The 15108-nt window shown below is 44.2% G+C and carries 13 protein-coding genes; 11 read left to right on the top strand and 2 right to left on the bottom strand.

What is annotated here, in order from left to right; all coding sequences use genetic code 11:
- Positions 1-430 precede the first annotated feature (430 nt).
- From pheS to VN379_RS04495, 9 genes are all read left to right on the top strand, one after another.
- The gene (gene pheS / locus VN379_RS04455) at positions 431-1453 is read left to right on the top strand and encodes a phenylalanine--tRNA ligase subunit alpha (protein ID WP_325531209.1); all 1023 of its coding nucleotides are present in this window, start codon (positions 431-433) and stop codon (positions 1451-1453) included.
- A gap of 20 nt (positions 1454-1473) precedes the next feature.
- Entirely contained in the window at positions 1474-3903 is a 2430-nt protein-coding gene (pheT, locus tag VN379_RS04460; RefSeq protein ID WP_325531211.1) for a phenylalanine--tRNA ligase subunit beta, read from the top strand.
- Between the two features lie 190 nt (positions 3904-4093).
- Complete coding sequence (locus VN379_RS04465) at positions 4094-5491, top strand: amino acid permease (RefSeq protein WP_325531213.1); 1398 nt, start codon at positions 4094-4096, stop codon at positions 5489-5491.
- A 108-nt stretch (positions 5492-5599) separates the two neighbouring features.
- Positions 5600-5854, top strand: a complete 255-nt coding sequence (locus tag VN379_RS04470; RefSeq protein WP_325531215.1) for a cell division protein ZapA — start codon at positions 5600-5602, stop codon at positions 5852-5854.
- A gap of 75 nt (positions 5855-5929) precedes the next feature.
- Entirely contained in the window at positions 5930-6601 is a 672-nt protein-coding gene (locus VN379_RS04475; RefSeq protein WP_325531217.1) for a DUF421 domain-containing protein, read from the top strand.
- 59 nt (positions 6602-6660) lie between these two features.
- Positions 6661-7578, top strand: a complete 918-nt coding sequence (locus VN379_RS04480) for a metalloenzyme (RefSeq protein WP_325531219.1) — start codon at positions 6661-6663, stop codon at positions 7576-7578.
- Positions 7571-10069, top strand: a complete 2499-nt coding sequence (locus VN379_RS04485) for a DUF3656 domain-containing U32 family peptidase (RefSeq protein WP_414714956.1) — start codon at positions 7571-7573, stop codon at positions 10067-10069. Before VN379_RS04480 ends, VN379_RS04485 begins: the two co-directional genes overlap by 8 nt.
- 18 nt (positions 10070-10087) lie before the next feature.
- Complete coding sequence (locus VN379_RS04490) at positions 10088-12448, top strand: endonuclease MutS2 (RefSeq protein WP_325531223.1); 2361 nt, start codon at positions 10088-10090, stop codon at positions 12446-12448.
- Between the two features lie 44 nt (positions 12449-12492).
- Positions 12493-13023 carry a ferredoxin domain-containing protein gene (locus VN379_RS04495; RefSeq protein ID WP_325531225.1) on the top strand — a complete coding sequence of 177 codons (531 nt, stop codon included), beginning with the start codon at positions 12493-12495 and terminating at the stop codon, positions 13021-13023.
- A 55-nt stretch (positions 13024-13078) separates the two neighbouring features.
- Here VN379_RS04495 and VN379_RS04500 read toward each other — a convergent pair whose 3' ends face one another.
- The gene (locus VN379_RS04500) at positions 13079-13678 is read right to left on the bottom strand and encodes a hypothetical protein (RefSeq protein ID WP_325531227.1); all 600 of its coding nucleotides are present in this window, start codon (positions 13676-13678) and stop codon (positions 13079-13081) included.
- A gap of 12 nt (positions 13679-13690) precedes the next feature.
- Positions 13691-14011 carry a YbaB/EbfC family nucleoid-associated protein gene (locus tag VN379_RS04505; RefSeq protein WP_325531229.1) on the bottom strand — a complete coding sequence of 107 codons (321 nt, stop codon included), beginning with the start codon at positions 14009-14011 and terminating at the stop codon, positions 13691-13693.
- A gap of 225 nt (positions 14012-14236) precedes the next feature.
- Here VN379_RS04505 and VN379_RS04510 point away from each other — a divergent pair, with 225 nt between their 5' ends.
- Both VN379_RS04510 and VN379_RS04515 read left to right on the top strand, forming a co-directional pair.
- The gene (locus VN379_RS04510; RefSeq protein WP_325531231.1) at positions 14237-14623 is read left to right on the top strand and encodes a hypothetical protein; all 387 of its coding nucleotides are present in this window, start codon (positions 14237-14239) and stop codon (positions 14621-14623) included.
- A gap of 337 nt (positions 14624-14960) precedes the next feature.
- Positions 14961-15089, top strand: coding sequence for a hypothetical protein (locus VN379_RS04515; protein WP_325531233.1), 129 nt, complete (start codon positions 14961-14963; stop codon positions 15087-15089).
- Positions 15090-15108 lie beyond the last annotated feature (19 nt).

Here is a 15108-nt window from a genome sequence, read left to right on the forward strand (position 1 = left end):
TGCTGTGATATAATACGCTTAGCAATGACGGAAATTGCCATTACAGGCAGAGAGGGTGTGTGGTCTTACGATGATGACCGCCGAATTCTTCTGGAGAATGTTCGAAGCTACCGGTTCCATTGCTGCGTATTTGTGGTATAAACGGCTGATGATGCATTAATTGAATATTTCGATTCATTGTTACACGATGACGAAGAGAGTATGTTAGCCACGTTTCTACAGGGAGGATGCTGCCGAAGATTGAGAGCGGCGCCGAAACAGCTAGCAGAAGTTCACTTCTGAGTATCCGGACTGAAGAGGTTGCTTGCGTAGGTCTGGCGTTTTTTCCGCGTTACAGGAATTTGAGTATAATTAGGGTGGTACCGCGAAATCAAGACTTTCGCCCCTTGTGGGCAGAAAGTCTTTTTATTTTATTCCTTAGGAGGCATGTATGGAACAACAGCTTAAGGCATTAAGAGAAACAGCCCTTAAAGAGCTGGCAGAGGTTGCCGGTAAAGAAGCGCTTAATGAGTTAAAGGTTAAGTACTTAGGTAAAAAGGGATTGTTGACAGGTGTGTTGCGGGGCCTTGGGGCCTTGAGTCCGGAAGAGCGCCCGCGGGCAGGGCAGGTTGTAAATGAGGTTAGAAACGAAATTGAGCAAATTATTACCGATAAGTTTGAAGTTATGAAACAAGCTGAGGTTGCCCGGAAGCTGGCATCAGAGACGATTGACGTAACCCTGCCAGGGCGACGGGCCGACCTGGGGCATTTACATCCGTTGACACTCACTTTAAATCGAATTAAAGATACCTTTATGCGGTTAGGCTTTGAAATTGCTGAAGGTCCGGAAGTGGAAAAAGACTATTATAACTTCGAAGCATTAAATTTACCACAGGATCATCCTGCCCGGGATATGCAAGATTCCTTTTATATAACAAAAGAATTTTTGCTTAGAACCCATACCTCGCCTGTTCAAATTAGGACAATGCAGTCGTCTGTGCCGAATCAGCCAATTAGAATTATTGCTCCAGGGAAAGTATATCGCCGGGATTATGACGCGACTCATTCTCCAATGTTCCAGCAGGTTGAAGGTCTAGTCATTGATCAGGGAATAAGCTTTGCTGATTTAAAAGGCACACTGGAGCTATTTTCAAAAGAAATCTTTGGCAATAGCGTCAATGTAAGATTCCGCCCAAGCTTTTTCCCGTTTACCGAACCCAGCGCCGAAGTCGATATTTCCTGTGTTATGTGCGCAGGTAAGGGGTGTCGTGTATGTTCCGGTACTGGCTGGCTGGAGATTTTAGGATCAGGAATGGTTCACCCACGGGTACTTGAAATGAGCAGCTTTGACCCTGATAAGGTAAGTGGCTTTGCCTTTGGTATGGGTGTTGAGCGTATTGCCATGCTGACTTATGGTATTGATGACCTTAGACTGTTTTTTGATAACGATATACGATTCTTACGTCAATTCTAAACTAGTAAAGGGGGAAAGTTATGAGAGCGTCATTTAAATGGCTGCAAGATTATGTTGAGATAAATGAGACACCGGAAAAGCTTGCCGATATGCTGACAATGGCCGGGATCCCGGTTGCGGCGGTGGAACCTTTAGGACAAAATATTTCAGGGGTGGTTACCGGTAAGGTAATGGAGATCAGCCCGCACCCTGATGCTGATAAGTTATCGGTGTGTAAAATCGACATTGGAACAGAAGCGCTTACCATTGTTACCGGCGCCACTAACGTCCGGCAAGGGAATATAGTCCCGGTGGCTACCGTTGGCGCCTCACTCCCTAATGGGATGAATATCCAGCCTACTAAGTTGCGCGGTATGCTGTCTAATGGGATGTTATGTTCGACTGAGGAACTCAACATTGATAATAAATTAGTGTCGGTTGAGGCAAGAAAGGGCATTTACATTTTGCCTTCAGATACTGAGGTTGGCATAGATATCCGTACTGCTCTGGGTCTTGACGATGTTGTATTGGAGTTCGAACTTACCGCTAACAGGGCAGACTGTTTCAGCATTATCGGTATCGCCCGTGAGATTGCAGTATTAACCGGGGCCGCATTAAGGAAACCAATGCTCAATCTCAAAGAAGTAGGTGTAGAGAAGGCCAATAGTCTTACTAATATTCAGATTACTGACCCCGGCCTATGCCCAAGGTTTGCTGCCAGAGTTTTAACAAACATTAAGGTCGGGCCCTCACCTGCCTGGATTCAGCATCGCATTCAGGCAGCCGGGATGCGACCAATTAATAATATTGTCGATGTGACCAATTTTGTAATGCTGGAATTAGGTCAGCCGATGCATGCTTATGACTATAACCTACTGGCTCGCCATAGTTTAGTTGTTCGCAAGGCTAACCCGGGTGAAAAGTTAACCACATTAGACGGTATTAAGCGGGAGCTTGAGCCTGATATGCTGGTTATTGCCGATGCGGTTCAGGCTGTTGGTATTGCTGGGGTCATGGGAGGACTGGCTACTGAGGTAACTGCCAATACCCAAAATGTATTATTGGAAGCTGCTGCTTTTAAAGGAGTCAGTGTACGCCGGACCTCACGTGCCCTTGGACTTCGGTCAGAGGCATCCGGAAGGTTTGAACGCGGTGTGGATACCGCTAACGTCATTAAGGCGCTGGACCGGGCAGCTAAGTTACTTGAAGATATGGGTGCTTGTCAGGTGTGTCCTGGTATTGTTGATGTTTACCCTGATATGCAGCTGCCGAAACAGGTTACTTTTACCCCTGAACAAATTAATAAGTATTTGGGTACAGATATTCCCGGCAGCACCATGAAAGATATACTTAAACAGTTAGGATTCGCCGTCGATGTGCTGGCAGAGAAGTTTACCGTAACTGTACCTACCTGGCGCGGTGATGTTACGCTACCAGCTGATATTTGCGAAGAGATTGCCAGGATATACGGATATAATAACGTTCCTTCAACTACACCGTCCGGCAACCTGGCGCAAGGCAAGCAGAGCTATAACCAGACCATTGTCGATAAAGTTAAAGCAGTGCTGACAGGCTGCGGGTTTTTGGAGATTATCTCGTTCAGCTTTACTCATCCGGATGCTTTTGATAAACTCAATATTCCCGCGAGCAGCTCTTTGCGTCACGCTATACAGGTTTTGAATCCCATTACAGATGATTTCCCTCTTTTGCGCACCACCTTACTGGGGGGAGTGATGGATACAATTGTCCGCAATCTTTCCAGGAAAAATGAGGAATTCAAACTATATGAAATTGGCGCAATATATCTGCCTGAGGAGTTGCCCCTTAAAGAATTACCGCAAGAGCCGCTTATGCTATGTGGGGCGATTATCGGCAAACGTCACCCTTTGGCCTGGAATCAAACAAGGGATATGGTTGATTTTTACGATGCTAAAGGCAGTGTGGAAGCCATCCTGGAGGGGCTGAGAATCGACGGTTACACTGTAGAAGCGGCTGTAAATCCGTCGTTACACCCCGGAAAAACAGCGTTAATAAAAATAGCAAACGATGTGTTGGGAACAGTTGGGGAAGTGCATCCCGAGGTGCTTAATGCCTATGAAATAAATCGAAAAGTTTATTTGTTTGAGCTAAATATGGAAGTACTGGTTAAACATGCGGTCATTAAACCTGGCTATCATGCTTTGCCTAAATTCCCGGCCATCACACGTGACCTTGCGCTTGTGTTGCCTGAAAGTGTCCCAGCCGGAGATATAACACAAGCTATTATTGCTAGTGCTGGTCCTTTACTTAGTACCGCTCAGTTATTTGATGTATATACTGGACAACAAGTGCCAGCAGGCTTTCGTAGTCTCGCCTTCTCACTTACTTTCCGGGCGAATGACCGAACGCTGACAGATGCTGAAATTGATGAGTATTATAGGGGAACAATTGTTTTCCTTGAGAAAACTTTTAAGGCGAGACTCAGGGAATAGCCTGCTACTTGTCTCTCTGAAAAAAACAAAAAACACTTTACCTGCCATCCTTTTTATGTTAAACTGTTAACCGGGATGGACATCTGGCGTAAATGTCTTTATTGATTGGACGTTTGCTGAAATAGATCTGTCTTTATATGGACAGGTCTATTTTTTTCTCCATTGGGAAAAATAATAGAGAGGTGAAACTATGAATGTTTTCCGCACAAAAAGTATTGACATGCTTAAAGAAGGTGCAGAACAAAAAGGTTTGAAAAAGACTCTTGGGGCAACTGACCTAATTCTTTTAGGAATTGGTTGTATTATTGGTACCGGAATTTTCGTTTTAACCGGCGTAGCTGCCGCTAAGTATGCCGGGCCTGGTATCATGTTATCATTTGTTATTTCTGGGTTGTCCTGTGCGTTTGCCGCCTTGGCTTATGCTGAACTTGCTGCTATCGTGCCAATCGCGGGTAGTGCATATACATACAGTTATGCTGCCTTAGGGGAAATTGTCGCCTGGATTGTTGGGTGGAATCTCGTTCTTGAATACTCTGTGGGTTCAAGTGCTGTAGCCGCCGGCTGGTCAGGTTATATGGTCGGCCTGCTTAAGTCTGGTGGTATTGAACTTCCCAAGGCATTTACTGCTGTACCAGCCGATGGGGGCATTGTTAATCTGCCGGCTATGTTGATATCACTGTTTTTAAGTATACTATTGGTGCGTGGTACCAAGGAAAGTGTTACTCTTAATAAAGTCCTTGTAGTTGTAAAACTTATCGCAGTTTTTATCTTCCTGGCACTGGCCGGACCTAAGGTGAATCCTGCTAACTGGTCCCCGCTGATGCCATATGGATTTTCAGGGGTAGCAGCCGGTGCAGCAATTATCTTTTTCGCCTATATCGGATTTGATGCTGTAGCTACTGCTGCTGAAGAATGCCGCAATCCTAAACGCGATTTACCAATAGGTATTATTGGTTCTCTTGTTATATGCACAATACTCTATATTGTTGTTGCTGGTGTTTTAACAGGTGTAGTGCCTTACCAGGATTTAAACAATGCCGAACCTGTTGCTTATGCCCTCCGCGCAATTGGTTACAATTTTGGCTCAGCCCTTGTAGGTACTGGCGCTATCGCCGGTATAACTACCGTATTATTAGTATTAATGTATGGACAAACACGGATATTTTTTGCGATGTCACGTGATGGACTTATTCCGGCTAGTATTTGTAAGGTACATCTCAAATATGGTACTCCTCATATTATCACAATGGCCGCTGGGGTTGCCGTTGCTCTTATCGCCGGTTTTACACCCATCGGTATTATTGCTGAGCTTACTAACATTGGTACGCTGTTTGCCTTTGTTGTTGCGGCAATTGGTGTGCTAATGCTTCGACATACCCGGCCTGACATTCCACGTTCATTTAAGTGCCCGGCTGTTTCAATCATTGCACCGCTGGCTGTACTGTCTTGCGGTTATCTAATGTTCAATTTGCCGGCAGAAACATGGATACGGTTTGGGGTTTGGTCTGCTATCGGTTTTGTTGTGTACTTCATTTACAGCTATCGTAATAGTACTCTTAATAAAGCCAAAGCGGCTAATGAACAATAATTACTGGTATCAGGGCGGGTTATCCCGCCTTTTTATTTTTTCTAGCAGGAATTAGTTTTTAGGTGCTAGAAGTATATTCTCAATAAATATATTAAATTCAGGTGGAGTATGTCAGATATAAAAACTAAAGTTACTGTTGAGATATACGGTGAAAGTTATGCTTTAAAAGGTAGCATTGAACAAGAGCGGATCAGGCGCTTAGCAGCCATGCTTGATGAACGCATGAAGAAAACGGCAAAAGCTAACCTGCGGCTCTCACCGACCAAGATTGCTGTATTGACAGCATTAAATATTGCTGATGAGTTTTTGCGGTTAGAGCAGGACTACCTTGAACTTATTGAATTGATAAAAGAGGATAAATAGCCTCTTTTAGTGTCGGTAATACGGTATAACACTTGGAAGTCATGTTAATAATACTGACAGAAAAGGAGTGGTACCGTGTTTGATAGCGGTTCAATGGGGCAGGTTGCACTGCGCTTAATAATTCTATGCTCATTGGCTTTGATTGTCGTCAGAATGATGGGCAACCGTACTGTTGGTCAGTTGTCACCATTTGATTTTGTAATTATGGTAGGCATTGGTGACATCATTGTGGCTGGCACAATGGATCAAAACCCTACCTTAGTGGCTGGGGTCGAGGCTTTGGTAGCATTGCTGTTGTTGCAACAGATTTTAGGCTATTTAGCCTTGAAGAACAATACCTTGCGCAAATGGTTTGAGGGTACACCGGTAACATTGGTCAAAGACGGGCGCCTCATTAGGAAAAACTTTACAAAAATCCATTTTAATTATGATGATCTGCGCCAGGAATTGCACAAAAAGGGACTTGATTTATCTGATTTAAGTACTATTGAAGTAGCTCGCCTAGAAAGCTGCGGTGAGTTTACAATGCTGCGTACACCTGAAAATGATCCATTAACTAAAAAAGATTTTGAGGAATATATTAAAAGCATGTATAATAACCCATTAAGCCTGGCTGGGGAAAAATGGACGAAGTTCGAGACGTTTATGGATGATGTCCAATTTCTTGCATCCCATTTAAGGGAGCAGGAAAAGCTAAACTCAGGTAAGACAGAGAAAGCAACTGACAAGGAAAACGAGTTGCACTAAAGAGAGGAAGGGATGTCCCTTCTTCTTTCTTATGCAGCATATAAGGGCGGGATCACATAATGCGGGTGTTATTACTATTTATTGACGGGTTTGGTTTAGGCAGTAATAATCCTGAGATCAATCCAATCGTCCGTTTTGGTTTACCTACGTTCAACCAACTGTTCGGTCAGCCAATGACTTATGATATTGGCTCAATCTTAACACCAGAACGCTGTATAATACCAATTGATGCTACCCTGGGTGTGCCCGGGTTACCGCAAAGTGCAACAGGACAGGCAGCTATTCTTACAGGATTAAATACAGCCAAGATTATGGGCAGCCATATGCAAGCTTTTCCGGGGCCGCAGCTTGCTAATATTATTACTGAAACTAATATTATGAAAAAGCTAACAGCAATCGGATTGCCGGCAACTTCTGCCAATATGTATACACCGAATTATTTTGAGCTAGTTGCTAAACGTAAGCGACGTCATTCGGCAATTACACTGGCAGCCCTGAGTACCGGGCTGCCACTCAGGTCATTACCCGAGATGGAAATTAATGAGGCTGTATATCAGGATATTACCAATGCAACGCTGCCTGATTTTGGCATAGGTCATCTTCCGGTTCTCAGTCCAAGACAAGCCGCATGTAATTTGGTTAATATTTCCAGGAAATATTCCTTTAGCATATTTGAATATTTTCAGACTGACCGTGCGGGTCATAAGCAAGACTGGCAGCATGCTGAAAATATTCTGGGCATACTTGATGAATTTATTGATACAGTTTATAAACAGCTACCTGCCGATACCCTGATGATTATAACAAGTGACCATGGTAATTTTGAGGATATGGGCGTTAAGACCCATACGTTGAATAAGGTCCCGCTCATTGCTCTTGGCTATCAAGCGCAAAAAACGGTAGGCGCAATCACTGATTTAACAGGTATTGTCCCTGCTTTAGTAGCCGTTTTAGGAAAGGATGATCTATGTGATTGAATTACTCGCACCTGTCGGTACAAAAGAAGCTCTGATTGCGGCAGTAGAAGGCGGCGCAAATGCTGTTTACCTTGGGGGTAAAATGTTTGGTGCCAGACACTATGCGCCCAATTTTACTGATGATGAATTGGCGGAGGCTGTACGGTTTGCTCATTTGCGTGGGGTAGTTGTATATATTACGGTTAATACACTGCTGGATGAGGGTGAGTTACCGGCTTTGGCGGACTACTTACGGCATTTATATAAGATTGGTGTAGATGCCATTATTGTACAGGATCTGGGTGTGGCTGTTATAGCGAAAGAACTTGTACCAGATCTGCCCCTTCATGCCAGCACCCAAATGACGGCTCACAACTTAGAGGGTGTGAATTTTTTGGCTGGCATGGGTTTTGCAAGAGTGGTATTGGCACGGGAGCTGCCGCTTAAGGATATTGAGTATATATGTAAAAATTGTACAGTAGAAATAGAGACTTTTATTCATGGTGCGCTTTGCATTTCTTATTCTGGTCAATGCCTGATGAGCAGCATGATTGGTGGTCGCAGCGGTAATCGTGGTCGCTGTGCCCAGCCTTGCCGTCTGCCCTATACCCTTGTTGATGCTAATGGCAATGATGTCTTAAGTCAGGCTGATGCCGGGGAATACCTGTTGAGTCCGAAAGATTTCAATACTATTGAGGTATTACCAGAACTGATTAAGGCTGGGGTAGCCTCTTTTAAAATTGAAGGACGGATGAAGCGTCCGGAATATGTTGCTGTTGTTGTAGATGCTTACCGCCGGGCTATAGACAGTTATTTGGCAAACAGGGACGAATATAATATTAGTGAGCAGGATCAAAAGGATTTAGCGCAGATATTTAACCGTGACTTTACTACTGCGCATCTCCATGGGAAAAATGGCCGCCATATGATGAGCGACCGGCGTCCCAATAACCGTGGGGTACGGGTTGGCCGGGTGCTTAGTTATCAGGCCTCAGGAAAGATCGCCGTTATTAAATTGGATGAACCACTGGCTATTGGTGATATTATTGAGTTTTGGGTTAAAGTAGGCGGGCGGGTTAATGTCACGGTTCACACTATGACCATTGATGGTACAAGCGTAACCGAGGCTCAGGCCAATACCGCAGTAGCTATTCCGGTAACTTCACCTGTTCGTGACAATGACAGGGTCTTTAAGATATTTGATGCTAAGCTGATGGAGCGGGCAAGGTCGTACTTCAGCCGGGCGGAAGCGGTGCGGCGGATCCCTGTGGATGTTACAGTAACGGTAATAGAAGGTAAGCCATTAGTAATAACCGTGCAGGATAACGAAGGTTTTACCGGCCACGCAGAAACGGCATTTATCGCTGAGAAAGCATTAAAGCGACCGCTTACACCAGATAGTGTGGCTAAACAAATTGAGCGGTTGGGTACTACCGTTTTTGCGTTAAACAATCTGGATTGTCATATCCAAGGTGAAGTAATGGTACCAATCAGCGAGATGAATGATGCCAGGCGCCGGGCTGTAGAACAGTTAGAAATTGCACGTCTGGCCCGGTTTGCCAGAGCGCCGCTTCCAAAAGACAGATCTATTGGTTCGTTAGTACCACAGGTGCGAACGGCAGCTCTAAGGAACAAACCGGAACTTGTGGTAAATGTTGATACCGTAGACAAAGTAAAAACCGCAGTAGATAATGGTGCTGATATTGTCATGTTTGGCGGCGAATGTTTCGGAAAACGCTCGCTATCTGGCGAAGATTATCATAATGCGGCAGCTTATGTCCGGCAACACGGTCGCAAGATTGTTTTTAATACACCGCGCTTAGTACAGCAAAGTCAAATGGCAGAGTTAAAAGAGAGCGCCGCTTTATTTAATGATATTAGGCCAGATGCCATAAGTGTAGGCAATATTGGCACCCTTCATCTGTTCAAGGGGCTTGTTAATATGCCCTTGCACGGAGATTACCCGTTAAATATCTATAACAGCGTCACGGCAAAATATCTAAGTGATTTAGGCTTAACCAGCTTAACACTTTCGCCGGAACTTAATTTTGCTCAGGTCGAAGTACTTGCCGGAAAAAAGCTTGCCCAATTGGAATGTTTAGTGCATGGACATTTGACGCTAATGATTTCTGACTATTGCATGCCTGGCAGTTTTCTGGGCGGTCAGGACATCCGGAATTGTAATCAGGCTTGCCTGCGTGGTCAATACTGGATAAAGGATAGAATGAATGAGTTGTTCCCTGTCGTTACTGACCAGTTTTGCCGCATGCACATTCTTAATGCCAAAGAACTGTCCATGTTGCCGCATGTTCCGCGACTCATGCGCACTGGGCTAAGCCGGTTGCGGTTTGAGGCGAAGTATAGTTTAGTTAAGGATGTAGCCATTATTACCAGGCTATACCGTGAGCTTATTGACCAAGGAGAGCGCCATCCGCTGATCCTCCAGGATAAAGCCAATGGTGTTGAGCATGAGCATATTACCCGCGGTCATTTTTTTAGAGGCGTATTATAGTATTAGAGGAGAAGTTACATGGAAGCAGCCGTGTTGTCAACGTTAGAATATAATAAAATTCGGGACATGCTGGCCGAGCGCACCGGTTCAATTATGGGACGGGAGCTTGCGGAAAGCTTGGTGCCGGTCAATGATGCCGGCAAGGTACAAGAACGTCTGGCCGAAACCGCCGAAGCCCGTGACCTGTTAAATAATGTTCCCAGTGTGCCGCTTGGGGGAATTCGCGATGTGCGGGCAACCATAAAGAGGGCTGAACTTGGTGCTATTTTGGAACCACATGAACTATTAGCAGTAGGCAGTACCCTGTACGCCGCCAGACGTCTGAAAAGTTTCTTCCTTGACCTGCCGATAGCAGCACCGCTGCTTAGCTCTGTAGCCAGCCAGATAACAGCCTTAAGAAACATTGAAACTATGATTGAGTCTACGGTGACCGAACAAGGTTTGATCAGAGATGATGCCAGCAGTGAACTTTCAAAGCTCCGGCGGGAGATAAAACAGACACAGGGCCGTGTAAAAGAAAGACTGGATAGTATTTTACGGTCAAGCGAATACCAGAAATATTTTCAGGATGTTTTAGTCACTATGCGTGGTGACCGGTATGTCATTCCGATTAAACAGGAATTTCGCAATAATTTCCCCGGCATAGTTCACGATCAATCAGCCAGCGGGGCCACACTGTTTATTGAGCCAATTGCAATAGTTAATTTGAACAATGATATAAAACAACTTATGGCTGCTGAAAAAACAGAGATTGAACGGATATTGACGGTGGTAGCCGGTCATATCGCCAAAGTGTCAGCAGCCATTTCAGAAAATCTTGCTGTTTTAGCCCGCCTGGATTTTATTTTTGCCAAAGCCAAGCTGAGTATTGATATGCGGGCTATTGAACCGGTAATTAATCATCAGGGCTATGTCAATTTGATTCAAGCAAGGCATCCGCTGATTTCCGTTGAACAGGTAGTGCCCATTGATGTACAGCTGGGCAGGCACTTTACTACCTTACTTATTACCGGACCAAACACCGGTGGGAAAACGGTAACCCTTAAAACTGTGGGTTTATTTGCGCTAATGACCCAAGCCGGGTTGTTTGTGCCGGCTGCGCCTGACTCTGAGATGCCGATTATTGGCAATATTTTTGCCGATATTGGTGATGAGCAGAGTATTGAACAAAGTTTGAGTACCTTCTCCGGACATATGACCAATTTGGTTGGAATACTTAAGAAAATATCTGCTGACGATTTAGTACTTATTGATGAAATTGGTGCAGGTACAGATCCTAGTGAAGGAGCCGCTTTGGCAATGGCCATCCTTGAACATATTCATACCATTGGTGCCAAAACCATTGCGACTACGCACTATAGTGAACTAAAAACATTTGCTTATACTAGACATGGAATTGAAAATGCCAGCGTAGAATTTGATATACAAACCCTGCGGCCTACTTATCGGCTGCTTATTGGGATTCCTGGCAGCAGTAATGCCTTTGCAATTAGCCGGCGACTTGGATTAGAGAACGGGATAGTTGACAGAGCTAAGGAATTAATTAATAAAGAGCATGCTGATTTTGAAGTAGTTCTGCACGCCTTGGAAGAACAGAAAAAATCGTTTACTGCACGCTTGGATACAGTAACGCGCTTAGAGCAGGAATTGAATAAAGCAAAAGAAAAATTATCTGTCAAAGAGCAGATTATTGCCGAAAAAAAGACTGTTGTATTAGCGAAGGCGCAGGAAGAGGCTGCCACCATCATTCGCCAAGCCAGACGCAATGCGGAAGAAATAATTTCCGAGCTTAAAGAGCAATTTTCTGAGCATAGCGGCCGGGAAAGGCAAAATGCTATTGATAATGCCCGGCGGAGAATCAAAGCAAGTAGTGCGGAGGTTAATCGATTTGATATAGAGGACCTGGAACATCTCCCCGGGTTACCCGCGGCAATGCTAAAACCGGGAATGACTGTCTATGTCGCCACCTTAAAGCAGAAAGGGGAAGTACTGACTGTAAGCGGCACCGACGTAACAGTCCAACTGGGAATCTTGAAATTTACTGTCCCGATAGCGGCTTGCCGCGCACTTGCTGAATCTGGTAAACATCAAGAACCAACAGCCAGCAAACGTGTCAGCTTGACTAATGTTGCAACAGCAGCACGACAAATTGATATTCGAGGCACAACAATTGAAGAGGCTGAAACCATTCTCGATAAATATATTGATGATGCAATCTTGTCTGGCTTAAGTGAAGTGCTTATTATTCACGGCAAGGGCACTGGTGTCTTGCGCAAAGGAGTAATGGCATATCTTAAGAATCACCCACATATAAAAGATATACGGATAGCTGAACTTAACGAAGGTGGCACAGGCGCTACTGTAGCTAGATTGGCTTAGTATAGACAGTCAGTCTATAAAATAATATATGGGGGAGAAGAGAAATGATTCTGCAAAGTAAGGAGAGTGAGCAGCGGGCCATCGAGCAGGTTGCGGATTTGATGTGTATCGCTGCCCGGACAGCCCCTAAAGCCAGGGGCATTGACAATTTAGTCGTCTTGATTATAAAAGGCAGGACCAAAGATCAACTGGTAGAGGAAATGAAAAAAATCGCTGTAGCCAGCGGCGCTCAGTTCTTCGAGCGGGACGCACAATGTCTGGAGAAAACGCCCTTGGCCCTCTTAATGGGCCAAAGGGTCAAGCCGCTGGGAGTTCAGCCTTGCAGTTATTGCGGCTATGCCAACTGTAAAGAAAACACTGAAAAGTCGGGAGTTTGCGCTATTAGTGCCGGGGACTTAGGGATTGCGCTGGGGTCAGCAGTGGGTGTAGCTGCTCAGCATCATGTCGATAATAGGATTATGTTTTCAATTGGACGTGCAGCACTTAATCTCGATATATTTGAGGAGGATGTCAGTATTGCTTACGGTATTCCACTAAGTGTGTCGGGGAAAAGTCCGTTTTTTGATCGAACATAACATACATAGAAAGAATGACAAAACCGGGGGCATTTATCCCCCGGTTTCGTCATTTTCAGAAATTGTTTTTCCAGTTTAAATAACGGCCGTAATTCTTACCGTCCTGATCCTCTGGCTCTTCTGCATCAGGGGAGGGTATTGGCTGTTGTTTAAGAGTCGGAGCAGGCTGCTGATCGGGAACAGGCGATTGAGGCGCAGGTTCGGATTCTCTAGACTGTTTTTGTGGTTCAGGTTTACTTTCCGTTTTAGGTTTGTCTTGAGTATTGCCGCCAATACCACCTAGATTGTTTAATAATCCGAGCACTGTACTCATTGTGCCCGGATTGAGTTTTGACTTAAGTTGAGGACTATTTAACAGCGGTAATAGTGACATTAATGTATCAGGCGAGAGACCGCTGCCGCCGATACCACCGCCGTCACCGCCCTTTGTCAAGTCACCCAGTAGTTTATGTAGAGGATTGCTATTAGCTGCCGGTTGAATTTGGACTGGCTGGCTGATTGCATTGCTTTTATTAACAATAGAAAATAAACATAGCAGTGCTAAAACTGTGATTAGATTGTCAGGGCCTGCCCCGGCACTAATATTAGCGTCCAGCATCCGGGTTATTGAACCTAATAGCGATGAAGATCCTGGATTATCGGTATCGTTCGGCATAGTACCTCCTCCTTAAAACATGCCAGGGATTTTAGGTAGGTTTAAATCTGTGGCGAGTTTACTCATAGCTTCCTGATTTAATTCGCGTGATTTAGCTAAAGCATTATTAATTGTGGCTGTTAACAAATCTTGTAATAAAGCTGCATTATCTGCCAGAAGATATTTCGCGTTTAACTGGATAGAGATAAGCTCCTGTTGGCCGTTTACGAGTATTTTTACAACATCGCCACTGGATACCTCTATTCGTTCTTGTTTTAGCTGATCCTGAACATTATCAACATTGCTTTGGACCTTTTTAACCATTTCCATAATATTACCAAACTGTTCAAACATTGGTTATGCACCTCCTCTGTTTTTATCCGATAGCTAACTGCCACTATAATCCCAGTTTTTACAGGAGAAAAAGTGGTACAAGCTTTGGATTTATAAGCAATTCGTTTTATCCAATTTATTCAGTTAGGTATTTTTTGTGAGTGTCCAAACTTTTGGAGAGACCAAATACGCTTATCTTTCATATATTGGATTAGAAAAAGTTCAATGTGAGGGTGGGTGGGAAACATGCGCGTGCGGAAATATCCACGAAATGCAGCAGTGCCTGTAGAGAAAACGGCTAAACCGGAGGAACAAGCTGAATTAAAAGATGTCAAAGAGCAGCCAGAGACACTGCCGGCAGCAGTACCCAAAAAACAATCAACTGCTCGTGGGCCAGCTGCTTTATTTAGAAAGGTGATAGAAAACCCAAGTTTCAATATTCAGTTGATGGTAATATTATTGACGCTGGCATCCGAAAACTTTTCTATGGACAGGCGACTTGACTCGATGACTTCTACAGTAGATAAAATCAGAAATGTTACTGACGTAATTAATAGTACAATGCAGTCAGTGAAGGTGGCAACCGACGCCCCTAATCAAATTAGAAGGCTATTTGAAATAAACAAAAATTAGCAGCCAAATGCTGGTTAGGGTCAGTAACACTTCCCGCACGAACTGTATATATTGAAGTAGAAGGGCGGGCGGTACTTCGCCCTCGTTAATAGACAAATTAAGGAGGAGGTAATTTTAATGTCTCGTGGTGGATTTGGCGGTAATGGATTCAGTGGTATTTGGATTATCATTATTATCCTGTTACTGTTCTTTTTCGAAGGTGATGATACCTCACTATAATAATTCCTACTTACATTTAGGAACATGCTGCTAAAGCGTGTGACAAAGAAACACAGGGTTCATATATTGTATTAAAGAAGGAAAGAAATCTCTAAGAAGATTGGAAGGAGGAAATACAATGGGACGTGGATTTGGCGGGTGCGGAGGTTTTGGTGGTGGATTTGGCGGTAGCTGGATCATTATTATCATTATTATCATTTTACTCCTCTGCTTTTGTGACAACGACAATGGAATTAGCAGTTGCTAACCTATACTAATGTATATGC

Origin of the sequence: Sporomusa sp. (assembly GCF_035561255.1) — a bacterium.
GTDB lineage: Bacteria > Bacillota > Negativicutes > Sporomusales > Sporomusaceae > Sporomusa.